Here is a 24,837-nt window from a genome sequence, read left to right as displayed (position 1 = left end):
TCCTGATATTATTTTGTCGTAAAATTAATAAATAAACATAACATCGGAGAAGAAAAAATGCTTACCAAAACTTCAACTTATCCTGAATAAGCAACATAATCCCCGATTTGTGTTCATATTCTCTTAATGAGTACTTGTCGTATTTCTGTATTCTGTTTTCACGGATAATGGAACCAGCCAATTGGGCGTACTGGCTTTTTTCCGAATACCGACTCAAATATGGCAGCAAATCAAGTGACGAAGCGCCTTCCCAACGTTTCTTCCGAAACTTCTTGTAATACGGAACCCGGGCAATAGTTAGGTAATAGTTGCTGATGGACTGAATGTAAGAGTCATAGCTCTTGAGGTAGACCGTCCGTCCATTACGCTTGTATTTCGAAGCGATACGCGAATCGTCACTGCTGAACGACCAGACGCCGAAAATATTATTTCCCTTCCGGAAGAACCGGGACGTACCCCAACCCGATTCCAGTGCTGCCTGTGCAATTACCAGGCTGACAGGATGCGGGTAAATCCTCCGTTTCAGTACATTGACAGAATCTATCCTGTATTTCGAGAACATACGATGAAGGAAAACAGTGTCGGCCGGAGCAATCGGGTCACCTTTTGCTTTCCGATCCTCAATGTATTCAACATGTCGAAGGTCTTCCAGCAACCGGTGACGAACAATCAGAACTGCCGGAAGCATAAACTGAATAAACTTTTCCTTACGAATCTGTGGATCGAGGTCGGTAAAGTCGGGAACTCCCTGGTATTTAACCGGAACAATAGTGGAATCGCCGGGTGGAATAATGCTGTCGACGCTGGTAATGTTTTCCTCCAGCATCTGTATGTTTCGGGTTTTGAATTCGGGTGTTCGGGTTAGTAAAGCAACTAATATCACTATTCCGGTAACAACAATAACTTGAAATAGTCTGTTTCTTTGCCTTAGTTTCATAAGTTGAATATATGCTACAAATGTAGCCTAAATATACGAATACCATGCCAGAGAGAATCTCCCGTAGCATGGTATCGCTTGTCTTATCAATAAATTGTATCTCGTAATCAGCTAAATGACTTCTTCAGGTCAGCTACCCAATCTTCGATACGTTTATTGGTTTTACGGGCCTGATTTTCCTGATCAAGCGCAAGTCCTGCAAATTTGTCACCCCGAACACTTCTTGAGCTTTCGAAGTTGTAGTCATCAGCCGAAACAAACCCAACGAGCTCAGCGCCCTGCTGTTCCATCAGTTTGCCCAAAATGCCGATTCCATCGCAGAAATTCTCCGGGTAATTAACCTGGTCACCCAAACCATAAATGGCAACTTTTTTGCCTTTTAGGTCCATATCTTCGATGGCTGGCACAAATTCATCCCAGTAATTGGGTAATTCGCCGTCGAACCAAGTTGGAACGCCCAGAATCAAATTGTCATATTTCAAGAAAGTCTTCTCATCCACTTCCTCCACATTGATGGCCTCGATGCCTTTTTCGTCAAAAGCTTTCTGTATTTTCTCGGCCACTTTAGCGGTTTTCTGTGTATGGAAACTATAGAATAATCCTATTTTTTTCATTTTCTACTAATTAATCTTCAACTAAAGTTTTAGTACTTGAGCAATTTGGCCATCGCATCGTAAACCTTATCATCGTTCGGAAGAATGGCTTTTTCCAGAATACGGTTAAAACCAACCGGTGTGAAGGTTGAACCAACGCGTTGCACCGGACCATCGAGGTATTCGAACGCTTCCGACGTAATGGTCGCGGCGATTTCGCCACCAAAGCCGGCAAACACTTTATCTTCGTGAACAACAATTGCCTTGTTGGTCTTCTTAACCGATTCGAGAATGGTTTCCTTATCGAGCGGAATCAGTGAACGTAGGTCGATTACTTCTACGCTGTAGCCTTCTTCTTCCAGTTTGTTGGCTGCGTTAAGACACATATGGGTTGTATTACCATAAGTAATGACAGTCAAATCGGAACCTTCTTTGCGCACGCGCGCCTTACCAAATGGTACTTCAAACTCTTCAGGGATTGGCGTAGCGGCAATCGGTGAGTTATAAAGCGCTTTCGGTTCAAGGAAGAGCGTCGGTCCTTTGGAACGAATCGATGTACGAAGCAATCCGGCAGCATCGTCAGCAAACGACGGGTAAACAATACGGATACCCGGGAACGTCGATAAAGCACCTTCAATGGTCTGTGAGTGGTACAAACCACCGCCGATATATCCTCCCGAAGCCAGTCGAATGGTCACATTCGGAGAAAATTTACCGTTGGTTCGCCAGTACTCGTGTGTCATTTCCACAAACTGCTCCATAGCCGGCCAGAAATAGTCGGCAAATTCAGCCCCTTCGACCACAATACGGATATCCTCTTTGAAACGGGACATTCCGTTGGCTGTTCCGGTGATATAATCCTCAGCAATCGGGCCGTTAAACACGCGTTCAATGCCGAATTCCTGCTGCATTCCTTTCGAAACATTGAAGATACCGCCTTTGTCTTTGTTGGCCATATCTTGTCCCCAAATGAACGTATCGGGATTACGACGGAACTCCTCTTTCAAAGTGCCATTCAAAGCTTCGATTAGTTTCTTTTTATCGCCGTCTTCGTTGTGGGTTCCGTCAGGGTATTTTTCTGACACGTAGGGCTCGGGAAGTACAAAATCGAAGATGGATGCTGGATCCGGATCCGGAGCTTTCAGCGCCTTTTTATGCACATCCTTAACTTCCTGTAAAGCCTTATTGGTCAATTCATCCAGTTCCTCTTCCGTGAAGCGGTTGTAACGAAGCAACATCCTGCGGAATTTGCCCAGCGGGTCGTATTCCGACACATAATTCAACTCGTAATCGTTACGATACAGTTCGTGACGGTCGGAATTCGAGTGTGAATGAATACGCACGCAGTTGGCCTGAACAATCACCGGCATCTGGTTCTCAATCGACCACGCTTTTGCTTCAGCCATGGCATTCATCGAATCGAATACGTCCTTACCGTTACAATGGATGATACGCAGATTTTTGAATCCGGTGAAGTTATTAGCCACTTTCCGGTTGGCCGTCTGGTCACGTTTCGGAACCGAGATTCCGTAACCATTATCCTGTAAAACGAATATCACGGGTAGTTGCTCGTTCGAAGCACCGTTGATGGCTTCATAAACGTATCCTTCAGACACCGACGATTCTCCCTGCGAACTGATGGAAACGCCCTTGTGTTTGTAATAACGCATGGCACGTCCCACACCAACAGCATGAAGCGTATGGTTACCAGTACACGATGAAACGTTGTGAATGTTCCACTCGGGTTTACCAAAGTGGTTCGACATGTGCCGGCCACCCGAAGTAACATCAGTTGCTTTCGAAATTCCGTTCAGAATCAACTCCTCGGAAGTCATCCCAGCCGAAAGGTTGGTCAGCATATCACGGTAGTAAGGAAACAGGTGATCCGTTTCCTTATCGAAAACCTGACCAATAGCCAGCTGGATTCCATCGTGACCGGCATACGGTGCGTGGTACGACCATCCAATCGCCTGTTTCAGGTAATTGGGAGCCTTTTCATCAATAGCACGACCAACGGTCATTAGGTAAAACCACTTAGCCAGGGTCTCCTTATCGGTCTTCTTAATATGGTATTTCTTGGGAACTTCAAGTTCGTGAAGATTCTCTTTCATTTTATCTCCTTTTGTAATAATCTTTTATCCGTTTGTCAATTAGATTTCGCGGTTGGGATCATGTTCTTCCAGAATATCAGCCACACGGCGCAGGAATTTACCACCTAGCATTCCGTCAATCACACGGTGGTCGTATGACAACGACAGGAACATTTTATGACGAACCACGATAGCGTCGCCGGTAGGTGTTTCCATAACAGCCGGTTTCTTTTCGATGGTACCTACAGCCAGAATAGCTGTTTGCGGCTGGTTGATAATCGGAGTTCCGATAATATTACCAAACGAACCGAAGTTGGTAATGGCAAATGTTCCGCCCTGCAGATCGTCCGGCCCCAGGTTGTTCTTGCGTCCCAGCGCAGCCAGGCGGTTTACATCCTTGGTCAGACCAAGCAGGTTCTTGGTATCGGCATCTTTAATAACCGGAACCACCAGGTTATTATTCTCGGTAGCTACCGCCATACCAATATTTACATGCTTGCGCAGAACAATATTATAACCGTCAACCGAAGAGTTTACATACGGGAACTCAGCCAATGCTTTGGCAACAGCTTCCGTAATCAAGGGCATGAACGTAATTTTCTCACCGTATTTCTCCTGATATTCTCCCTTCACTTTGTTACGCCACAGCACCATATTGGTCATATCGGCTTCGACAACTGAAGTTACATGAGGTGCAACATGTTTCGATGTCACCATGTGGTCGGCAATCATCTTGCGCACGCGATCCATTTCCACGATGGTATCTTCGGCACCGATGGAAACCGATACTTTATGTTGTTGAGCCTGGGGAGCAGCTTTGGCTCCCTGTGCAGGTGCACTGGCCGCTGCGGGTTGAGCAGCTTTTCCGGAGCCACGGTTTTCGAGGTAAGCCAGAATATCCTTCTTCTGAACACGACCTCCCTGGCCACTTCCTTCAATCGATTCGAGCTCGTCAAACGAAACGCCTTCTTTATCGGCAATGCTGCGAACCAGCGGTGAATAGAACCGGCCCGATTGTTTGTTTACATTTCCTTGCGGAGCACCGGAATCTTTCGGTGTTTCCGATTTTTCTTCCTTGGCGGCAAGTTGTTCCTCTGCCTTTTTATCGGTAGTCTCTTCCGAAGAAGTATCATCTCCTTCGTCTTCCCCATCCATTGAAATCAACATAACAACTTCCCCAACCGCAACCAGGTCATCTTCGTTGTATTTAATTTCTTTTACCTTACCGGCAACCGGCGAGGGAATTTCCGAATCCACCTTATCGGTAGCAATTTCGAAAAGAACATCGTCCTCTTCAACAGTATCGCCCTTTTTGACAAACATTTTGGTGATTGTAGCCTCCTGGACACTTTCACCCATTTTGGGCATCATCACTTGAAAATCAGACATTGTAATTAAACGGTTTTATGGTGAATGATTATAAATCAATTTTTTTTTCACCTCCTTTAACACACTAAAGCCTGAAAGGTTTGAAAAGGGTTCATTCTACTTTAAAAAAAATGCACAAAAATGTAATGTGGAGATATCAATTCAAAAAAAGAGCACCAAAATGTGGTGCTCTTTTCAATTCGATTATATTGTGTATTAATTAATTGCCAACATATCTTTAGGACGGTGATATTCGAACAAATTTTGGTCGGGCCACTCTTTTACCCGGCGGCAAATGCGGTCCATTAAGTGGCTCAGGTCCCGTGTAAAGTTCGGCCCTTTCCAGCTACTTGTGTTCGAAATGATCACATATTCAAGACCGTCCGGACGACGTTTCATGATTGCAGCTGTACCGGGCATGCTGCCGGTCCGCCACCAATAGCCCGAAGCTGTTGTCCCGCGCCACCCGAGTGGTTCGAATCCTCGGGGATTGGGCGTTGTCATTTCCCGGATGCTTTCAGGCGACAGAATGTCCGGTACACCGGGAAAACCATCAATGACCACCAGTAACTTCATCAGTTCAACAGGAGATGCGACCCATCCTCCCGCAGAACTAAGCAACGTAATATCGTTTCCACCGTTGGATTTCGGAAGAATCAGTCCCGAACCGTCGCAGGCCGTTACCGGAAGCGAACCCCGCTGTTCGTAATATTTAACTTCATTCGGATATTTGTCCTTATAAGTATTATGCCCGATGTGCATATCGGTAATCCCGGCAGGCAACAAAACATTGGCCCGTACATAATCTTCGTACGACATTCCGGAAGCACGGGCAATCACTTCGCCCAGCAACACAAAGCCCAGGTTCGAATACGAACTCATGGTACCCGGCTTGAAATGCAACCGGTGGCTGGTAACAAACTTTAAATAGGTATCGATGGTCGCCGGAAGCGGATCGCTCACTTTACGGGCAATAACATCAGGCATGAACATCGGGTCGCCATATTTCTGAGTCCAGCCGCCAGAGTGATTCAATAATTCCCTTACGGTGATATCATTCATACGACGGTCGCGATATGGCATATACTTTTCGTCGTTGATAACGCCGTCCTTGCCAAACACCTTTGAGTCGAGCGATAATTTGCCACTCTCAATGAGTTTAAAAATGGCCACAGCTGTGATCAACTTAGAAACACTGGCAATTCTGAAAATGTTACGAGGTTCGGTAATGACATTGTTTTCTTTGTCGGCATAACCGTAGCCATGTGCAAATACCAGCTTCTCGTCCTTTACCACAGCGATGGAAACACCACGCAGTTCATTCCGTTCCATAAACCGATCGACCGTACGCTCGATGTAATCGGAATATTCAAACGTCGATAAATCGTTGGTCAACCGCTCATTAAGCGGTTTCATATCTGGAACCGAAAAGCTGTGTTTGGGAACACCCAGGTCAGAAAAGCCGGGTGTAAAGTCGGACATGACAAACAGTAATGCCAAAATAGATCCCAATAAATACCTCATAGGCACTGTTCTGGAAATAATATTTCGAAAATTCACTAAAATATCGTAGCACAATTTAATAACGTGCGCAATTTTATAAACAAAAGCCTGTTCAAAAAACAGGCTGCATGTTATATAACGTTAAAATTCATTAATTCGTATGTTTACAAATGTGGTTACACTTATAAACTCCCCACTAAGTCAGTAACCGATTCAATTTTGTGACGCTTCAGATAATCCTCGATTCCTTCCACAATCTTTACCGGAGCAAGCGGGTCGACAAAGCCAGCAGTACCCACCTGGATAGCAGAAGCACCCGCCAGCATAAACTCAACTGCATCCGCTGCATTCATGATACCTCCCATGCCGACAATCGGTATTTTCACCGCCTGAGCCACCTGCCACACCATCCGCAGCGCTACAGGCTTCACAGCCGGCCCTGATAATCCGCCGGTAATCGTGGAAAGCAATGGCTTGCGCGATTCAGCATCGATGGCCATAGCGAGCAATGTATTAATGAGTGAAACACTATCAGCACCCACATTTTCCACCGCACGGGCAATCTCCTCAATGGAAGTTACATTTGGCGACAACTTCACCATCAGATGCTTATCGTAAACTTTCCGTACTTCACGGACTACGGCCTCAGCCGACGGACAGCTAGTTCCGAAAGTCATTCCGCCTTCCTTTACATTCGGGCAGGAAATATTCAGTTCGATACCAGGAATATGCTCCAGTTCGTTAATCACTTCGGCACATTCCACGTATTCTTCCACGGTAGAGCCCGAAACATTCACCAGTACATTGGTCTGAAATTTCTCAAGTTTCGGGTAGATATACTCGGCAAAGTACTTTACTCCACGATTCTGTAAACCCACCGCATTCAACATACCGGAAGGCGTTTCAGCTGAACGCGGATAAGGATTTCCCTGGCGTGCATGCAAGGTTGTGCCCTTGACCACAAAGCCACCCAGTCGGTTTAAGTCGAAAAAATCCTCGAATTCCAGGCCGTACCCAAATGTCCCGGAAGCCGTCATCACCGGGTTTTTCAGGTCGAGATTGCCTATTTTGACACCTAAATCTACCATTTCAAATCCTTTATATTAAACACCGGTCCGTCCGTACAAACACACTGATGACCGCTGGTGGTATCGGTTACACAACACAAGCACACCCCAAAACCACAAGCCATTGTATTTTCCAGCGATACTTCACAAAAGACATCAGCCTCAGCAGCTTTGGCCGCCACAGCCTCCATCATTCGCTCTGGTCCACAACTGTAAACTCTATCGAACTTTTGTAAACTTTCCTTTAGAGCCGGATGGTCAGTCACCCGGCCTTTCACACCTTGCGTACCATCTTCAGTCGTCGAATAAACCTCTCCACATTGAGCAAACGAATCCAGTTCCATCAGATCATCCGAAGTACGGGCACCAACCAGAGCATGGATATCCACATCAAGGTTGCGTTTTTTCAGTTCCCTGGCGAAGAAAAGTAAAGGAGCGATACCAAAACCACCGCCCACAAGCAAGATACGTTCGTTCTTTTCGGGGTAAGAAAAGCCATTTCCCAGCGGAAAAACCACATCGACCTCCTCACCTTCAGTCGTTGATGTCAGCACATGCGAACCTGGGCCGACATCTTTAATAAACAAAGAGATAGTATTCTTTTCGTAATCAACCCCGTAGATAGAAAACGGCCGGCGAAGGAACGTACTTTGTGATTTCTCTACACGAACATTCACAAACTGGCCTGGGGCGATCTGTTCCAACTTGACGGGAGCCTGCAACTCCAGGAGATGATGGTCCCGGTTAAGTTGGATATTCGATAAAACCCTGAGGTTCTGAACAGTCTTATTCATCATCTTGAGCCACTATTTGAAGGGCAAAGATAGCCGAAAAAACTATTTTGAGGGTTTGTATGCTTTAAAAGTTTTGTCGGAATAAAACACCACGATACGTTCGATTTCGCCCGGGCCGTCATCCCAAATGTCCTGTACCTCTTTTTTCGATGCATAAGAGATTGGTTCTTCCGATTGGACCACTGACGGTTCGTGAATAGGTTTCTGCGTAATTTCGGGACCTTTCGCCTTCTTTTGAACCGGTTCATGGTTGGTTGTCGGAGCTTCCGGCTGCCTTGGATCAGTGAATAAGTCACTACCCGACCTGGTTGATTGCTCTGTCATGTTTCCTTCGCCAAGCAACAGCCACCGAGTGCTCAGTCCGGGAAAAGCAGCGATCATCTTCTGAATAAACGAAGCGCTGGGGTTATTTCGCCCGTTTAGCACATGTGAAACACTGGAGCGTTGCACTCCAATCCGGTCGGCAAATTCAGCCGGAGACAAATGTTCACGTTGCAAAAACTCATTGATCCGTTCCTTCATCTGTTTACAGTTGAATTTTGGTAATTGAGTGAATTCACATTTAGCAGTCAGCTCTTATCGATACCGAAATGTCATTTATCTGCGACCACTCATTTGTAAACTCTATCTGTGACAAATGTAATAATACAGAATCGAACAAGCAATAGATTTAATTTACACATTGCAATTTACAATTGTATTTCCTGAAAAAATATTAAACTACGTGAATACAAGATAATTAAAACATCATGCTTACTCACATACACACTAATGTATTGTTTTACTATACTTTATTCATACACAAAGAATATCCGGAATATTGAAATGAAATACTTAAAGTATTGGTAGTAATTATCTGCATTAATTACTGGTTTATATAGTATTACGTATTTAAATATACAGTATCAATAGGGTTTGAAGCCCATTTGCATACAAATGTATCTAATTGTTTAAAGTTTAGCTTTTAAATTTACTTTTAAAGCATTGATTTAGTGAACTTAATGTATCACAAATATCAATGAATAGTTACGAGCAGTGTCTATTTACAAACAGACACTGCTCGGGTTAAAAAAAGTGAATTTAGATTCGTTTTATGTAAATTCTGATTGATTACATTAGTAAAATAGATTCTTAGGTTACAAATGTTGTAGAAATACTTTGTTTACATATGTATCCATGCCTCTGATTGACATTTGTCTTTTATACTTATGCTGAAGAACAGTAGGAATGACTATGGGAGTTGTTTCTTGTAAACCGGAAATGGTGTTTTTCAAGGAAAGGAGATCCGGTTTCAACGTGTCAACTGGATCGATAAGTGGAAATTTAAGCAAACTGGCAACTCAATCGGCTTGAAGCTCTTATTTGGAAACCGTTTTCGCTCTATCTGTATAGATATTAATTAGCTTGTAATTAAACCAGTACAATGAGATTTAGGTGTCATAAACCTGCTGAGAATTGCATGTTTCCGAGTCCGTCCGGTAATGATGCGGATTTTTAGGCGCAGGAATCAATGAATCAGACTTTGGATGACAGCGGCTTAATAAAAAGAAGAGCTGTTCATCACAAGAAAATAAACTGCTCCCTGATTTGGTCTTTCTGAAAAACTACAAAGCTGAAAAATTAATGGAGAAAATGACATCGACACGGTAGTCATTTAAATCGGGCATGTAACTATACCTGACTCCCAGGTTGGCCGGCGCCTTAAAACGAAGGAAATGACAATTGGTTGTCACTTCTGCCCCGTAAGATTGAAAACTAAAATTATAGTTGATTGTCTGGTTGTTTTGAGAAGCGAGTGCCTCTGTCCATCCATAATCATAAAAACCGCGCAGGTTGATTCGCTTCAGGTAAATCCACCGACCCAGGTTCCAGTCCGGATACAGCAACGGCAGCGTATAATCGGTTCGAAGCGTAAACAACTGTCGGTTGGAAAAACTCTTGTATCCGCGTGGGTACAAAATCAGGTCCGACAACATATTCCCGGTTGCCGATAGCTCCTTCCGCTGGTAACCACCATAAACCCGGACACCATGATGGCGGAAAAATCCCGGTAGGTATTCATACCCCTCAGCCGACCATGCTGTACCATAATCCAGGTTGCCAAAAGGCGTGTGCCGGAAACTGAAATCCACGATCTGTCCCCAGCGAGGCTGCAAATCCCGTATACTCTGCCTTAGTAAGTTATGAAAATACAGCCGGTAAGTAATTGGCACAATGCTGCCCGAAAAAAACTGAGAAGGCGTAGTCGAATTGTGCTGAATACTCGTAAACTCCATTTTTGCTTCCGGCTGAAGGAGCCGATACCACTTGCCTCTTGACAAATCCAACGGGATCCGGGCATCCAGATCTATGTTCCACTGATTCCAGGAAAAATCGACCAGCGAAGTATCCGACCGGACCACCTGGCCGGCCTGATTGGTATAATTGGTTACCTGGTAATACTGTGATTTCTGCTTTCCGAAACTAGTCTCCAGTTTAAAAATCGGAAACCAGCCTTCATACTCCAGGTTCGCATACCACTTACCCTCTTTGTCATTCACCGAGTAATCGTAACCAAACTGGGCAATCATGCTACTTAGTTTGTTCTGCGACATGACCGAAACCCCCGGATGGATCGTATAATCCGTCGTGTTCACATAAACCGGCGCCCAGCTGTGAATATTGAAAAGATGTCCCAGTTTGCTGTATTTAGTTGAAGGGTACAAAGCTGAATCAGGCTCATTCAGCTGCACAGCCCCCTGTCCCTGTTCTGCAATCGTCTGTGCAGGTTCCATATGAACCTCTTCCTGCTGTGGCGAACTCTTCCAAAGCAATGATTTCTCGTTTGCCTGAACCGCCCGGAAACCATCGGCAGAATAATCGGCATACAATATTTTTTTACGGTGGGGAGAAAACTGAATATCCCGGATACCAAAGCGTGAAGATGTTACCTGAAAGTTTTTACCGGTCGTCAAATCCAGCGCAAAAATATTATCGATGCCTGTTTGGGCCGAAGCATAAAACAAGTAATTCCCTTGTTGCACCGGCCGGCGGATTTCCACATACGAAAAAGGCATCAATGTTTTGAGTTTGCCGGTCGCTACATTCAGCTCGGCGAGTGTCTTCCCTTTGTCGCCCAACACTACCGTGAAAATATGTTTCCCGTCCTGGCTCCACGAAGGTGTCAGAAACAATTGCCCGTCAGGAGCCGGAAACGATTTGATGATATCGCCATTTTCCGGCGAAAGCAACAGAATAGAACTCTGGTTCGCACTCCCCACTTCCACGGCACACAAATGTTTACCATCCCTGGAAACGGAAGGAGCCAGCACTTTTTCGTGGTAGCGGCGTTGCCACGCTATTCCCCGGTTGATATTATATACTCTGAGCAACGAGAATTCCCGGTGCTGCCAGCGCACATCCGATTTCTGTTCCACCCAGTAAATCCGGTCATTTCCGTATGTCACCGATTCGCGAAACCAGGGACCCGGTGCAACCAGCTTGTGTTCTTTGCCATTGGGTTCAATCAGAACAAACCGATCGATATCGTTGATGGAAGTTTTCAGGGCAACGACCGTTGAATCATTCACATAATAAGGATACCGGTAACTCGTAAAATACTTTGGCTTAGCCGAAAGAACCTGAACCGGAGTCAACTCGTTCAGGCTATCCTGATGTTGCCATTTGGCTTTCAGTCCGTTGAATATCTCGTGATACAAGCCAATCTTATTTTCTTCGGTAGCCAGTTTCAATCCCTTATCGAAAGCCGTTAGCGACAAAGGCTGCCGGGCTACACGGTCCAGCACACCGGCCCACACATCCGCACCATAACGGCTACGGACTCCAGCCACTAGTTGGTAACCCAATTCATAATGATCAGGAATAAAATTTTTATAAGACCCGAGATAAGCCTTGTCATATGAATAGATCTTTTTTTGCAAAACCTGCGCCCTTAGCGGCATTTCGAAAGAAGGAAGGCGTCCCCGACCAGCATGTGAAAGAGCTGTTTCGGTCGAAACGGCATCACCTTCCAGAAACCAGAAAGGTAAATAAGCACCAACCACTGCAGCTGCAGCCTGCTGACCGAGAATTACCTTAAAAATACCGGGCAGCTCCTCACCGATTTTATCAATCTGCACCACATGCCGGAACTCGTGAATCGCCAACTGTTCAAGCCATTTCTGTGGATAAATATCCTGCGATGGCGTAGGGAACATTTCGACCCGGGCAGGTGCCCAGGCGGCAAAACCATTGGCATGAACGGTTTTCGTATGTAAAATGACAGAGATTTTTCTTGGTTGATGTTTCAGCGTTTCACTGGCATAGCCATAAACCTTTTCCAGGATATAGGCCACCTGCTGAGCCTTCTGCTCAAAATCATCCGGGTAAATTACCTGGAAATTTGGTGTATTGATTTGTCGCCAGTGAATCGAAGCAGGATCCTGCCCATTAACGTAGTATTGACCATATGAAGTCAAACTGCTTACCAGCAGGATGATAACCACGATAAATCTCCTCATATTCAGAATGATTTACACAATCGATAATAAAAATTAAGATGTCAGATTCGCGCACATTTGGCTGTTAGCCATTCTCTTACCGGAGTAGAAACCAACGGTCCGACTTCCTGCAAAACAACGTGGTGATAATCATTCAGCCATTCACGCTCTTCTGTTGTTAACAGTTCGGGAACTACAGCACTCGTATCAATCGGACAACGAGTCAATGTTTCAAATTTCAGGAATTGCCCAAACTCCGACTCATTCCCGGGAACACAAAGAATCATATTCTCCGTACGGATACCATACTGACCAGTTTTGTATATGCCAGGCTCGTTCGACAAAATCTGTCCCGGCCGGATAATTTCCGGATTCAGGTCCTGCCGGATGCTCATTGGTCCCTCGTGCACATTCAGAAAATGTCCAACGCCGTGACCTGTTCCATGTCCATAATCCATATCGCTGTCCCACAACGGCTTTCTGGCCAGAATATCCAACGCCACCCCACGGGTTCCTTCCGGGAAACGCGCCAGACTTAAACCGATCATACCCCTCAGCACCAACGTAAAATCGCTTTTCTGCTGTTCCGAAAGCTGACCGACAGCAACAGTCCTTGTGATATCCGTTGTTCCGTCAAGGTACTGACCTCCAGAGTCAATTAGCAGAAAGCCTTCCGGCATCACTTCCTTGTCGGTTTCTTCGGTCACACTATAATGAACAACCGCACCGTGGTCGGCATACCCTACAATGGAATGGAAACTTTCGCCGGCAAACAAATCCTGCTCAGCTCTGAATTCCCTCAGTTTTCCGTCGACTGTCAGCTCGGTAATTTTCTCTTTTCCCAGGTGATTCTCCAGCCAATACAGAAAGTTCACCATCGCAGCGCCGTCGCGTACATGCGCCTTTTTCATTCCTTCTATTTCGATCGGTCCTTTAACAGACTTCAGTAAGTTAGCTAAAGATGAAGCTTCTACGATTCGGCATGATTTCGGAACCGACTCGAACAACAAAGCGCTGGTTCGAGATGGATCGATCAACAACGTTTTATCCGCTACATTCTTCACGAAAGAGAGAAATTCGTCATAACCACCGATGCGAATGCCTTCCAACTCCAGCTTTTCAGCTAAGGCACTGTCAATCTTTCCTTCCGGCACGAAAAGATGCGCCTCTTCCCTGTTGATATATCCGTAACCGACAAAGACAGGATTGTAATCGATGTCGCTACCGCGAAGATTGAAGATCCAGGCCAGTTCATCCAGCGCCGTTATCACCATTCCGTCCGCTTCTTTTTCCCGCAAACTATTTCGCAACATTGCCAGTTTTTCCTTCCGGGAAGTACCGGCAAATTCCGGCATCAGCTCATAAGCCGGTGAGTTGGGCAGCGATGGTCGGTCTTCCCATAGTTCACTGACCAGATCAATGGTAATCTCCAAAGTAATGCCCTTCGCACCCAATGAAGCTTCCAAACTACGTTTTTCGCTTACAGAAATTGTCAGTCCGTTGATGGCAACTTTACTTCCTTCCGGAAGCGCTTTTTTCAGCCACCCGATGTAAGGCACGTCGCCCGGCTGGCGAAGATCCTTCACCAATTGAATGCCGGTTCCGGCCAATTGCTCTTCCGCCTGTAAAAAGTAGCGCGAATCGGTAGAGAGGATGGCTTCTTCCTGCGTAACGACAACCTTTCCATAGGAGCCGGTAAAACCTGAAATCCATTCTCGTGTATACCAATATTTCGGGAGATATTCACTCATGTGCGGATCGGTGCCGGAGATAATCCATGCATCGATTCCACGCTGTTTCATCAAATCTCTTGCAGCTGCAAGACGTTCTGGTACAGTCATTTTATTTTGTTTTCAAGATAGAACTCAATAATATTTCGCATGCTGTCGGAACACAATTCCTGAAAAGGAACAGTTTTCAGATCATAAAATTCGATGGCTGAAATATCGTCTTTGGGATGCGCAGAATCCAGATCATCCACCTGGCAAACAAAAGCCATGTCGAGCGTAAAAACGCTGTAGCCCGAAAAGACATATTCGTTGGGAAAGGACGTGAGATACTGCAAACCGGTAACTGCAATTCCCAACTCTTCATTTATTTCTCTTCGAACCGCCTCTTCTGCAGTTTCCATTACATCGACAAAGCCTCCCGGCAAGTCCAGCATTCCGCGGTTCGGTTCAATCGCTCTTCGCGATAGCATCAGCTCACCTTTCGAATTAAAAATAAGACAAGCCACCGCAGCCGAACTATTGACGAAATATACGAAGCCACAATCTTCGCAGGAAAAAGAGATACCCTCTTCCCTACTATTAAACTGGCTTGAACCACAACGGGGACAATGATTTATGATTTTGTGAGGATGTGTATCAGACAACATAGACAATAAACTTAACAATAAGTTGGGAGTTTGAATGAGAGCTCCGTTTTTATGGAATCAATTTGCGGACACGCATCCAATCGATGACCAGATTTCGCCATTGGTCGTGCGGTTTTCCGCTAATGTGCATTCCAAAGCCATGCCCGCCTTCCGAGAAAATATGCATCTCAGCCGGCACCTTGTTTTTCCTCAGATCCATATAGAACTCAACACTGTTTTTGGGAGGAACAACATCGTCATCATCCGCCAGAAAAATAAAAGTAGGCGGAGTTTGCGGAGTTACCTGCAGTTCGTTCGAATATTTTTTGACCAATTCCTTTGACGGATTCTTCCCGAGTAAATTTTCCCGCGATCCCAAATGCGTCCAGGCTTTATTCATGGTAATTACCGGGTAACCCAGAATGGCAAAATCGGGGCGGCAACTCTCCTTCGCTATTGCATCAGAGGCATCCGGCTTTCCGGTGTCAAAATGCGTCTCGGCTGTAGATGCCAGGTGTCCGCCAGCAGAGAAGCCTGCAATTCCGACTTTATTCGGGTCAATCCCCCACTTTTGGGCATTAGCCCGAACCGTTCGGATGGCGTGTTGCGCATCCTGCAACGGAATCGTTGGATGACCATACGGCAAACGATACTTCAATACGATACCGGCAATTCCACGCTTCTGCAAATATTTCGCAAAATCGTATCCCTCGTGATCCATGGCCTCAATCCAATAACCACCGCCAGGGCAAATGACCACGGCCGTTCCGCTGTTTTTTTCCTTTTCCGGAAGATAAACCGTTAGTGTTGGTTCGGAAACAAACCGAACCCTTACGCCATCAAAAGTTTCCTCAGGTTTGGGCGAAACATTGGGACCGGGAACCCCATCAGGCCAAAGCTTTAAAGTTTCCTGCGAGAAAGAAGGCTGTAAACTAAACATAAACAATAGGGTAAGTAGCAAGAGATTCTTCATAACACTGGATTTGCCATTAGTTTTTCTGCTTATTGTATGAAGCAGATTGTGAGTATCCGAACGGAAGCCATAAACTTATTTTAAATTCTTTTAAAAACAGAATATTTGTCCACAAACATAGACTCATTTTTAACCAACGAAATCGGGAGGTGTAACAATTTTTAACTTAATTTTGCGGCCATGGAACTGGAATTAATCTGGAAAGGATTCATTATTGGAATTGCTGTCTCCGTTCCCCTAGGACCAATCGGAATGCTTTGCATACAACGTACAGTGAACAAGAACTGGCGTTCCGGTATGTCGTCGGGGCTGGGAGCTGCAACGTCTGATACGATCTATGCGATTATTGCCGGTTTCAGTATGACGATGATTATCGATTTCATCACGGCACACTCCATCTATTTCGAAATTTCAGGTGCTATTATCCTTATTCTCCTCGGACTGCACATCTTCAAATCCAACCCGTCGCAGGAGTTGCAAAAGTTCAAGAAGAAAGGATCGACCTACCTGCAGGATTACCTTTTTACGTTGCTACTGACCGTTTCCAACCCGATGGCCGTCTTTGTTTTCATCGCCGTATTTGCCGGTTCTGGACTGGCATTGAAACTGTCAGCGCCGATTAAATCCTTGATGATTATTACCGGCGTTTTTGGCGGGGCATCGAGTTGGTGGTTTGTGTTAACCGGCCTGGTAAATCTGTTTCGACACAAAATTAATCTTCACATGCTGTGGTGGGCCAACAAAATCGTCGGCATCATGATCATCGTTTTTGCCGTAGCTTCGTTTATCTATCTGCGGTTCGACTGATTATTCTCCCAGCCTTTCGCGAAGAATTTCTTCAAATTGATCCGGAATTTTACACGGCCGGCCTGTATTAAAATCCATGAAAGCCAGTACCACTTTCCCTTCGTTGATCAATTCCCCAGCCTCGTTGTAAATTTCAGAGACCAACGGAAACTTCACTTTGGGCATTTCCTTAATAACGGTACGAATCGTCAGCAACTCGTCGTAATAAGCCGGCTTGTGGTAATTAATATGGAGTGACCGCGCGGGCAGAAAAATCTTATCCTCTTCCTCGAGCAACCGGTACGATTTGTATATTTCACGAATCATATCCGTTCGCCCGATTTCGTAAAAGCGAGGGTAATTGCCATAATAAACCACGCCCATTTTGTCGGTGTCGCCGTAACAAACCCGGTATTGGGTGTCGAATGAAAACATATTGCTTTACTTGATAGGTGAATCAGGCTCTTTGGCCATGTGATTAAAGGTTAACTTGTCGAGCAACGAAGGAAAAAACTTGCCCAGGAAAACGGTAAATTTTCCTTCCACGAAAGTGAGAATCAACTGCCGCTTCCTTTTTTTTACCGCATTGGCAATGTGCAGGGCACACTCTTCCGAAGTCATCATTTTCTCCTCCTTCCGCGGAGTTTCCCCCTGGGCAGTTCCATTAGCGGTAAGCGCCGATTTTCTTACTTCGGAAGCAGTAAAGCCCGGAGCGGCGACCAGCACATGTAGTCCCTTTTTCAGGTTCTCGATGCGAACCGTATCCAAAAATCCGCGAACGGCAAACTTCGAAGCCGAATAAGCGGTTCTTCCCGGTAGGCCCACATGGCCCGCAATAGAAATCACCCCAACCAGCGAACCTTTGCTTTCGAGCAAATATGGCAAAGCATATTTGGTGCAATAAACTGTCCCGTAGAAGTTCACATCCATCACCTTATGCATCACTTCCAGGTCCATATCCTGAAAATTGGCCCGCATGGAAATGCCTGCATTGTTAATCAGTATGTCGATGTGCCCAAAGCGCGAAACAGCCTGTTCTATCAGGTTCTTACACTCCTCCTCGACCGAAACATCCGTTTTGACCGAAAGAATTTCCGTACCCGGAAGCTCTTGTTCCAGTTCCTGTAAACGATCAGTCCGGCGTGCTCCCAAAACCAGTTTCGCGCCGCGTGAAGCAAATTCCACAGCCAGTGCTCGTCCAATTCCGGAAGAAGCTCCGGTAATAATTACCACCTTATTTTTCATTGTACAAAAATCCGAAAGTTAGGAAACCGGAACTGTCTTTTTCCGGTTTGTTTTATGGTAAACAAAAGTATGTTTTTTTCGCAAACCGGTCGTTTTTGCAAGTTTAAATGTGGGATAAAAAGAAGGGACATACTTTTAATCGACCTGAATCCGTTGTATTTTTAGATTATTATTTTAGCCCCAACCTGCAATTGTGTAACCATAAAAAGCAAGCACGTGAAACAAGTCATTTTAATGTTCCCGCTTATGGCTATATTCCTATTTGCAAAAGCACAGGATCCGCATGCTGAAATTCAGAAGCAGGCCGAGAAATTCCACAAAAAAATGGAATCGGCGATGAAAGACATGCGGGATGAGATGAAGCAAACCTCCGGTCAGGAAGCCGAGCCGGGCAATCTGGTACAGGAACACCAGAAACTTCACAACAACACGTCACAAAAAGAGATTGAATTCCGGGTAAACCGGAAAATTGACCAACTGGAGCTGTCGATTAACGGACACAGCACCATTGGCAATATGGAAATCGAGCTGTTGACGCCCGATGGAAATAAAATGGCCAGCATACACATGAAAAACGGAAATTATGCCAGCTGGTCGCGTGTGGTCAATGTGAAAGAGAACCACTCTGAATTTACCGGCAACTGGAAATTTACCATCAAAACTGAAAATGTTACCGGTGAGTTTACTTTGCGGGCGAATGGGAATTGAATGGGTCTCAGAAGAATAACGGCAAGATCGAAAATCATCGGTCAATTAGTGTCAATTTTTTGTGATTCATCTTTTGCATAAAAGAAAAATGACCGTATATTTGCACCGCCTTTGAAAAACAAGGGTACTACAAAGGATGACTGAGTAGCTCAGCTGGTAGAGCAACGCCCTTTTAAGGCGTGGGTCCTGGGTTCGAGCCCCAGCTCAGTCACTTTTCAGAAAAGCTTCTCCGAAACGGGAAGCTTTTTTTGTTCACCCCATTTTCCCGCTGTCGCGAAATCGCGGGTTTTGATGCAAACCACACCGCCACTCATGCAAAGAACAAACCGAATGATGCAAACTACTCCGAGCTTCGCGCAAAGTACCTGGCGACTGACGCAATGGCAGCGCCGACTGTCGCAAAGTCAGTCGGCTGTAAAGAAATGAACTCAACGAGGCTCGAAAACTACTCCGTCTTCAGAGAAATGAACTCAACGAGACACGAAAACAACTCCGCCTTCAGAGAAATGAACTCGGCGAGGCACGAAAACCACTCCGTCGGCAAAGAAATGACCCCGGCATGCAAAGAAACAAGCTTTGCAACAGGAGAACTCCTCTTCCCGGAAGGAAAAATGCCGTACGCAACCTTAACGCTTACTCATTTTTCGGAAGGGAGAATAAAACACGCCGGTAACCGGATTGAAAAATTTCAGTTAGTTTTGTACCACCACTAAACTTTGGGGATGCGACATTGAAACCTATGCAACGAAATCTGGATGCAGAAATCTGGGAGCGCTTTAAACGTGGCGATGAAGAAGCCTTTTCCTACATTTTCGACACGTACCACCTGGCGTTGTGTGAGTACGGACAGCGTTTCACGTCCGATGAGTTTTTGGTTCGCGATAGCATACAGGATGTTTTTTTCGAATTGGCCCGAAAAAAGGATCGACTCTCTCCCACTGATAACATCCTTTTTTACTTACTGAAATCTCTGCGAATAAAGATTTTTGCCAACATCCGGAAGTCTCACAGAATAGCCGAAACAGAACTGGATGATGAACGTATCGACGCGTTCCGATTGAGTTATTCAACGGAAGTTAATCCGGAAGAAAAAGAGCTTCGCCTTGATTTGGTAGCTGATGCGCTCAATCAACTTCCTCCTCGTCTGAAAGAAACCATTTACCTGAAATTTTATAAAAACCTGTCGAATAAAGAGGTGGCGGAAGTAATGCAGGTGAATTATCAATCGGTTGGCAACAGTGTTCAGAAAGCGATAGCTAAGCTGAAAAAAATATTAGATACTTCTTCGGAATCCATTTTATTATTTCTGCAGACAGCAATCCTCTGATGTCCTTTCTATTGCAAAACTAGTTGTTCCTGTCTCCAATCACATTTTCTGCAAAACATGTTCTACAGCATGAAATAGTCAGGGGTATATTCTGAGCGTAACTGCTTTTTCTTACAAAGAGCAATACGAACACCATGAAGAAGGAAACCTCTGATCATTTGTTTGACAAGCAATTTAAGGAAAGCCTGACGAAGGATTCTTTAAAGAAATTTCCGGAAGAGAAAACAAAGGACAAAGAATCGGCATTGGCCATGCTGATTGGCTATGTGCTGAAATGGAAAAGAAGAGAAATTGACCACTCACATATTGCAGAAAAAGATTTCCAAAAAATCAAGCACGAGTCCCTTGAGATCTTCCGCCGTTCAAGTTCATCTGGCTTTACCATCAGGCGACTTCCCCGTATTGCAGCAGCAGCTTCCATACTAATTATCCTGGGAGTAGCGAGCTATTTGCTTGGCGAAAAGCACTTCTTCTCACCTGGCGATATGCAAGCCCAGGTTATTGAATTCAAAACACCGCGTGGACAGCAGTCGGAGGTTACACTTCCCGATGGAACGTTTGTGGCGCTGAATTACGATTCCAAACTGAAATACCACATTTCGCCGGACAAAAAACTACAGGAAATCGAATTGGTTGGAGAAGCCTATTTTAAAGTGACACATAATAAATCACGCGTATTCCGGGTCATCACCCCCAATATGAGTGTCAACGTGCTGGGGACACAGTTTGACGTACGAGCATATCCGGAAGACAACCGAACGGAAACCACGCTATTGAAAGGAGTTGTGGAAATTAAAGACATTCCGCAGAAAGAAGCACCGGTGATGCTCAAGCCCGGCGAACAGTGGCGGTACGATAAGAGCACAGGAAAGGACAATGTGATACAAGCCAACACCAATTTGGTGACCACCTGGCGAACCGGAGAATATCATTTTAACCGGCAACCGTTAAACGAGATAGCCAAAACGCTGGAGCGGATGTACAAAGTAAACATACACTTCCGGGATGCAGAACTGGGCAAAGAAGTCTTCTCGGGAGCCGCCTACAAGGACGATAATATTGAAAAGTTCTTTGATTTGGTCAACCTGACGATTCCCATCAAAGTACAACGCGACAGCACTGATATATGGATTGAACGGAAATAAAACAATAAAACCGGGAAATGTTGGAGCACTTCCCGGCTGTTAAATTAAACGAATAGTTGGAGCTATTCATTTGTAGAACTTAGCATTACAAATCTATGAAAAAAAAGTTTCGATTGCTTGCCTTTCCGCGGAATGGCATGATTAAACTATGGTTAATTATGCGACTAACGTTCGTCATTTTACTTCTAAGCCTGATGCAGGTATCAGCCAGTGTTTATTCGCAGGAAACCCGGCTTTCGGTTAACCTCGAAAACACTACGCTGGAAAGCGCTTTGAATCAGATTGAACAGCAAACCCAGTTTGTTTTCTTTTACAATGCCGACCAGATTCAGTTGAATGATCGGGTTAGCATCAATGCGAACGAGAGTAACATCGAAGACGTTTTGAACCGGTTGTTTGAAGGAAAGAACATCAGCTACAAAATCATCGACCGGCGCATCGTCCTCTTTCCGAAAGGCAGCAACGACGAGCCCTCAGGCACGAAGCAACAACAGGCACATCCACTAAAAGGAAAAGTGACCAACCCCAAAGGAGAGCCGATTCCCGGCGTTACCATTGTTATTAAAGGCACAACCAACGGAACCATCACCGATTTTAACGGAAATTACAGTATGGCTGATGTTCCGGTCGAAAGCACATTGGTATTCTCTTTCGTAGGAATGAAAACCAAAGAAATTGTTCCTACCGGTGAGCCTACATTGAATGTCGTGATGCAGGAACAAACCATCGGTCTGGACGAAGTTGTTGCCGTAGGTTATGGTTATCAGAAGAAGAAGGATCTGACCGGTTCCATCGTTACCGTGAAAACACAGGACATGGAATCACTTCCCGTGCCAAGTGTCAGCGATGCCTTGCAGGGACGTGCAGCCGGTGTTCAGGTTATCTCGCAAGGTGCGCCCGGAAGCGACGCAACCATTCGCATTCGTGGTATGGGAACGATTAACAACAACAACCCATTGCTGGTCATCGACGGAGTTCCCACGACAAGCGGACTCAACCAGTTAAATATGAATGACATTGCGACTGTTCAGATTTTGAAAGACGCTTCTGCTACCGCGATTTATGGTTCACGAGGTGCGAACGGAGTCGTCATTATTACCACCAAGAAGGGCGAGTCCGGCAAAGGCCAGATAAACGTGGACTATAGCTACAGCATTCAGGAAGCGACCAACATGATTAAAGTGTTGGATGCGTCACAATTTGCTGCACTCCACAACGACATGATGGCCAATGCAGGTTTGGAACAGAATCCGGCGTATGCCAATCCATCTTCCTTAGGCAAAGGAACCGATTGGCTGGGAGCTGTTTTTAGTCCTGCCGGGATGAATAATCTTTCTGTCTCCTATTCAGGCGGAAGCGATAAGTCTAATTATTACGTATCCGGAAATATTCTGAACCAGGACGGAATTGTTTTGAATACCAACTACAAGCGTTACACGGTCCAGTTTAACAGTGAATCTCAGGTATTCAAGAATGTCAAATTCGGTAACCGGCTCACGTTGAATCACGACATCAAATCCAAAGGTGACTACAACATCGGCAACACCATTAAAGCATTGCCGACACAGCCTATTTACAATGCAGATGGAACCTATGCGGGGCCTGAAGGACGCCCGTCATGGGATGGTGATATCCGTAACCCTGTTGGTACAGCCAGGTTGATTGATAATTCAACGAAAGGATACAACGTTCGGGGTGCAGTTTATGCCGAAATCACCTTGCTGGATGGTTTGGTATTTAAATCGAATGCAGGTTTGGAAGCCAATTTCTGGTACGACCGGACCTGGTCGCCCAAATATGACTGGAAACCCAATCCACAGGATCAGTCTTATTTATATCAGTCTTCCAACAAGAACATTACCTGGGTTTGGGATAACACACTTACTTACAACAAAACGTTCAAAGATGTGCATCATTTGACGGCGATGGTGGGAACCAGTGCCCAGGAAAACCGCTTTGATTTCATGAACGGTTCCATTCAGAACTTTGCCAGCGATCTGACGCAGCAACTGGCCAACGGAACCGACCAGGTGACCCTTGACGGGAATGCTTCTGAATGGTCGCTTCTCTCCTACATGGCGCGGGTGAATTACAACTACGCAGACAAATACCTCGTTACTGCCACCGTTCGTCGCGATGGATCATCCCGGTTTGGTTCCGGAAACAAATGGGGTATTTTCCCGTCAGGTTCGGTTGCATGGCGTATTTCGCAGGAGAATTTCTTTCAAAACATCCACTTTGTTGATGATTTGAAGATTCGGGCAGGTATCGGCTTTACCGGAAACCAGGAAATCGGAAACTATTCTTTTGCCTCGAAACTGGAGACGGTAAAATATAACTTCAACGATAACATTGTCAGTGCCGTTGTGCCGAGGATGATGCCCAATCCCAATGTGAAATGGGAGTCTCAGGAGCAAATCAACCTGGGGTTTGATGCAACAATTCTGAATCAGCGAATCAACATTACTGGTGACGTTTATCAGAAGAATACCAATGACATGTTGGTTCCTATGTCGGTTCCGATTTCAACCGGTTATTCCGATGTAGACGTTCCGTCTATCAATGCCGGTAAAATGGAGAACAAGGGAGCTGAGCTAACAATTTCCTCCCGGAACATTGACAAAGGTGATTTCAAATGGAACACAGATTTCAATATCTCCTACAATGAAAATAAAGTGACCAATCTGAATGATTCCATTCCGATGACCACTGGTAGTTTCAACTTCAATTTCGCGGCAGCACGTATCGCGGAAGGACAGCCGGTAAACGAGTTTTACGGATTCGTAACGGATGGAATCTTCCAAAATCAGCAGGAAGTTGATAATCATGCCGTGCAGGTTCCCGGGTTGGATCCTTATAACCGCACCTCAGCCGGTGATATTCGTTTCAAGGACCTGAACAGTGACGGTGTTATCAATGATGCCGACCGCACCTATCTGGGAAACCCAAGCCCGAAATTTATCTTTTCACTTAATAACACCTTTAACTACAAAGGATTTGACCTTTCGATCTTCTTCCAGGGAGTGCAAGGAAATAAAATTCTGAATGTCAATCGTGTTTGGAGCGAAGGAATGGCTGTTGCAGTTAATCAGACAACAGAAACATTGAAACGTTGGCAAAAAGAAGGCGATCAAACCGATGTTCCCCGCGCCGTTTTCAACGACCCGAACAAGAACACACGTCCTTCCGACCGTTGGATCGAGGACGGTTCGTACCTGAGGTTGAAGAACGTGGTATTTGGATATACTCTTCCGGAAAATCTGACTACGAAATGGGGAATCAACAAGTTAAGAGTTTATTTCGCTGGCTCAAACCTTTACACGTTAACCAACTATACAGGTTTTGACCCGGAAGTACAGGATAACGGCCTGGGATCCGGAACGGTTAACGGTATTGACAATGGCTTGTATCCGGTGACCAAAACATTCAGTTTCGGCGTCAACATGAATTTCTAAACGGAAAAAAAG

Annotated in this window: 19 protein-coding genes and 1 tRNA gene; 6 read left to right on the top strand and 14 right to left on the bottom strand. The window is 45.3% G+C overall.

What is annotated here, in order from left to right; translation table 11 throughout:
* Positions 1–61: 61 nt before the first annotated feature.
* The 12 genes from GJU87_RS08050 to GJU87_RS07995 form a co-directional block, all read right to left on the bottom strand.
* Positions 62–826, bottom strand: a complete 765-nt coding sequence (locus GJU87_RS08050) for a glucosaminidase domain-containing protein (RefSeq protein WP_194831474.1) — start codon at positions 824–826, stop codon at positions 62–64.
* Positions 827–1,044: 218 nt separating this feature from the next.
* A complete protein-coding gene (locus GJU87_RS08045) occupies positions 1,045–1,551 on the bottom strand; it encodes a flavodoxin (RefSeq protein WP_153639053.1) in 507 nt (168 codons plus the stop codon).
* 29 nt (positions 1,552–1,580) lie between these two features.
* A complete protein-coding gene (locus GJU87_RS08040) occupies positions 1,581–3,641 on the bottom strand; it encodes a thiamine pyrophosphate-dependent enzyme (protein ID WP_153639052.1) in 2,061 nt (686 codons plus the stop codon).
* Positions 3,642–3,680: 39 nt separating this feature from the next.
* On the bottom strand, positions 3,681–5,009 hold the full coding sequence (locus GJU87_RS08035) for a dihydrolipoamide acetyltransferase family protein (RefSeq protein WP_153639051.1): 1,329 nt from the start codon (positions 5,007–5,009) through the stop codon (positions 3,681–3,683).
* Between the two features lie 195 nt (positions 5,010–5,204).
* Positions 5,205–6,512: a serine hydrolase gene (locus GJU87_RS08030; RefSeq protein WP_153639050.1), complete on the bottom strand. Its 1,308-nt coding sequence runs from the start codon at positions 6,510–6,512 to the stop codon at positions 5,205–5,207.
* Between the two features lie 161 nt (positions 6,513–6,673).
* On the bottom strand, positions 6,674–7,579 hold the full coding sequence (locus GJU87_RS08025) for a dihydroorotate dehydrogenase (RefSeq protein ID WP_153639049.1): 906 nt from the start codon (positions 7,577–7,579) through the stop codon (positions 6,674–6,676).
* The gene (locus tag GJU87_RS08020) at positions 7,573–8,355 is read right to left on the bottom strand and encodes a dihydroorotate dehydrogenase electron transfer subunit (RefSeq protein ID WP_228491904.1); all 783 of its coding nucleotides are present in this window, start codon (positions 8,353–8,355) and stop codon (positions 7,573–7,575) included. The genes GJU87_RS08025 and GJU87_RS08020 overlap by 7 nt, the downstream gene beginning before the upstream one ends.
* 39 nt (positions 8,356–8,394) lie before the next feature.
* Positions 8,395–8,874: a helix-turn-helix transcriptional regulator gene (locus GJU87_RS08015; protein WP_153639048.1), complete on the bottom strand. Its 480-nt coding sequence runs from the start codon at positions 8,872–8,874 to the stop codon at positions 8,395–8,397.
* A 1,082-nt stretch (positions 8,875–9,956) separates the two neighbouring features.
* Positions 9,957–12,851: a hypothetical protein gene (locus GJU87_RS08010; protein WP_153639047.1), complete on the bottom strand. Its 2,895-nt coding sequence runs from the start codon at positions 12,849–12,851 to the stop codon at positions 9,957–9,959.
* Between the two features lie 41 nt (positions 12,852–12,892).
* Complete coding sequence (locus tag GJU87_RS08005; protein ID WP_153639046.1) at positions 12,893–14,671, bottom strand: aminopeptidase P family protein; 1,779 nt, start codon at positions 14,669–14,671, stop codon at positions 12,893–12,895.
* A complete protein-coding gene (locus GJU87_RS08000) occupies positions 14,668–15,207 on the bottom strand; it encodes an NUDIX domain-containing protein (protein ID WP_153639045.1) in 540 nt (179 codons plus the stop codon). The genes GJU87_RS08005 and GJU87_RS08000 overlap by 4 nt, the downstream gene beginning before the upstream one ends.
* Positions 15,208–15,256: 49 nt before the next feature.
* The gene (locus GJU87_RS07995) at positions 15,257–16,159 is read right to left on the bottom strand and encodes an alpha/beta hydrolase (RefSeq protein ID WP_153639044.1); all 903 of its coding nucleotides are present in this window, start codon (positions 16,157–16,159) and stop codon (positions 15,257–15,259) included.
* A 180-nt stretch (positions 16,160–16,339) separates the two neighbouring features.
* Here GJU87_RS07995 and GJU87_RS07990 point away from each other — a divergent pair, with 180 nt between their 5' ends.
* Positions 16,340–16,966, top strand: a complete 627-nt coding sequence (locus GJU87_RS07990; protein WP_106542755.1) for a LysE family translocator — start codon at positions 16,340–16,342, stop codon at positions 16,964–16,966.
* On the opposite strand, the gene GJU87_RS07985 is transcribed toward GJU87_RS07990, so the two are convergent.
* Both GJU87_RS07985 and GJU87_RS07980 read right to left on the bottom strand, forming a co-directional pair.
* Positions 16,967–17,380 carry a thioesterase family protein gene (locus tag GJU87_RS07985; protein ID WP_153639043.1) on the bottom strand — a complete coding sequence of 138 codons (414 nt, stop codon included), beginning with the start codon at positions 17,378–17,380 and terminating at the stop codon, positions 16,967–16,969.
* 6 nt (positions 17,381–17,386) lie between these two features.
* A complete protein-coding gene (locus tag GJU87_RS07980; protein WP_153639042.1) occupies positions 17,387–18,190 on the bottom strand; it encodes an SDR family oxidoreductase in 804 nt (267 codons plus the stop codon).
* A gap of 246 nt (positions 18,191–18,436) precedes the next feature.
* Between GJU87_RS07980 and GJU87_RS07975 the strand changes: the two genes are divergently transcribed.
* The 5 genes from GJU87_RS07975 (at position 18,437) to GJU87_RS07950 (ending at position 24,825) form a co-directional block, all read left to right on the top strand.
* Complete coding sequence (locus GJU87_RS07975; RefSeq protein ID WP_153639041.1) at positions 18,437–18,898, top strand: hypothetical protein; 462 nt, start codon at positions 18,437–18,439, stop codon at positions 18,896–18,898.
* A gap of 138 nt (positions 18,899–19,036) precedes the next feature.
* Positions 19,037–19,109 (top strand) — tRNA-Lys (locus GJU87_RS07970).
* A 528-nt stretch (positions 19,110–19,637) separates the two neighbouring features.
* On the top strand, positions 19,638–20,225 hold the full coding sequence (locus tag GJU87_RS07960; RefSeq protein ID WP_153639039.1) for an RNA polymerase sigma factor: 588 nt from the start codon (positions 19,638–19,640) through the stop codon (positions 20,223–20,225).
* A gap of 134 nt (positions 20,226–20,359) precedes the next feature.
* Positions 20,360–21,370 carry a FecR family protein gene (locus GJU87_RS07955; RefSeq protein ID WP_153639038.1) on the top strand — a complete coding sequence of 337 codons (1,011 nt, stop codon included), beginning with the start codon at positions 20,360–20,362 and terminating at the stop codon, positions 21,368–21,370.
* 158 nt (positions 21,371–21,528) lie between these two features.
* On the top strand, positions 21,529–24,825 hold the full coding sequence (locus tag GJU87_RS07950; protein ID WP_228491903.1) for a TonB-dependent receptor: 3,297 nt from the start codon (positions 21,529–21,531) through the stop codon (positions 24,823–24,825).
* Positions 24,826–24,837 lie beyond the last annotated feature (12 nt).

This window comes from Prolixibacter sp. NT017, from assembly GCF_009617875.1.
Lineage (GTDB): Bacteria > Bacteroidota > Bacteroidia > Bacteroidales > Prolixibacteraceae > Prolixibacter.
The sequence above is the reverse complement of the archived record's forward strand: the minus strand, read 5'-3'. Positions and strand labels throughout refer to the sequence as shown.

Coding starts and splice junctions, on each gene's coding strand:
- GJU87_RS08050 (WP_194831474.1), bottom strand. CDS start 826: ATGCTGGAGGAAAACATTACCAGCGTCGACAGCATTATTCCACCCGGC.
- GJU87_RS08045 (WP_153639053.1), bottom strand. CDS start 1,551: ATGAAAAAAATAGGATTATTCTATAGTTTCCATACACAGAAAACCGCT.
- GJU87_RS08040 (WP_153639052.1), bottom strand. CDS start 3,641: ATGAAAGAGAATCTTCACGAACTTGAAGTTCCCAAGAAATACCATATT.
- GJU87_RS08035 (WP_153639051.1), bottom strand. CDS start 5,009: ATGTCTGATTTTCAAGTGATGATGCCCAAAATGGGTGAAAGTGTCCAG.
- GJU87_RS08030 (WP_153639050.1), bottom strand. CDS start 6,512: ATGAGGTATTTATTGGGATCTATTTTGGCATTACTGTTTGTCATGTCC.
- GJU87_RS08025 (WP_153639049.1), bottom strand. CDS start 7,579: ATGGTAGATTTAGGTGTCAAAATAGGCAATCTCGACCTGAAAAACCCG.
- GJU87_RS08020 (WP_228491904.1), bottom strand. CDS start 8,355: ATGATGAATAAGACTGTTCAGAACCTCAGGGTTTTATCGAATATCCAA.
- GJU87_RS08015 (WP_153639048.1), bottom strand. CDS start 8,874: ATGAAGGAACGGATCAATGAGTTTTTGCAACGTGAACATTTGTCTCCG.
- GJU87_RS08010 (WP_153639047.1), bottom strand. CDS start 12,851: ATGAGGAGATTTATCGTGGTTATCATCCTGCTGGTAAGCAGTTTGACT.
- GJU87_RS08005 (WP_153639046.1), bottom strand. CDS start 14,671: ATGACTGTACCAGAACGTCTTGCAGCTGCAAGAGATTTGATGAAACAG.
- GJU87_RS08000 (WP_153639045.1), bottom strand. CDS start 15,207: ATGTTGTCTGATACACATCCTCACAAAATCATAAATCATTGTCCCCGT.
- GJU87_RS07995 (WP_153639044.1), bottom strand. CDS start 16,159: ATGAAGAATCTCTTGCTACTTACCCTATTGTTTATGTTTAGTTTACAG.
- GJU87_RS07990 (WP_106542755.1), top strand. CDS start 16,340: ATGGAACTGGAATTAATCTGGAAAGGATTCATTATTGGAATTGCTGTC.
- GJU87_RS07985 (WP_153639043.1), bottom strand. CDS start 17,380: ATGTTTTCATTCGACACCCAATACCGGGTTTGTTACGGCGACACCGAC.
- GJU87_RS07980 (WP_153639042.1), bottom strand. CDS start 18,190: ATGAAAAATAAGGTGGTAATTATTACCGGAGCTTCTTCCGGAATTGGA.
- GJU87_RS07975 (WP_153639041.1), top strand. CDS start 18,437: ATGGCTATATTCCTATTTGCAAAAGCACAGGATCCGCATGCTGAAATT.
- GJU87_RS07960 (WP_153639039.1), top strand. CDS start 19,638: ATGCAACGAAATCTGGATGCAGAAATCTGGGAGCGCTTTAAACGTGGC.
- GJU87_RS07955 (WP_153639038.1), top strand. CDS start 20,360: ATGAAGAAGGAAACCTCTGATCATTTGTTTGACAAGCAATTTAAGGAA.
- GJU87_RS07950 (WP_228491903.1), top strand. CDS start 21,529: ATGCGACTAACGTTCGTCATTTTACTTCTAAGCCTGATGCAGGTATCA.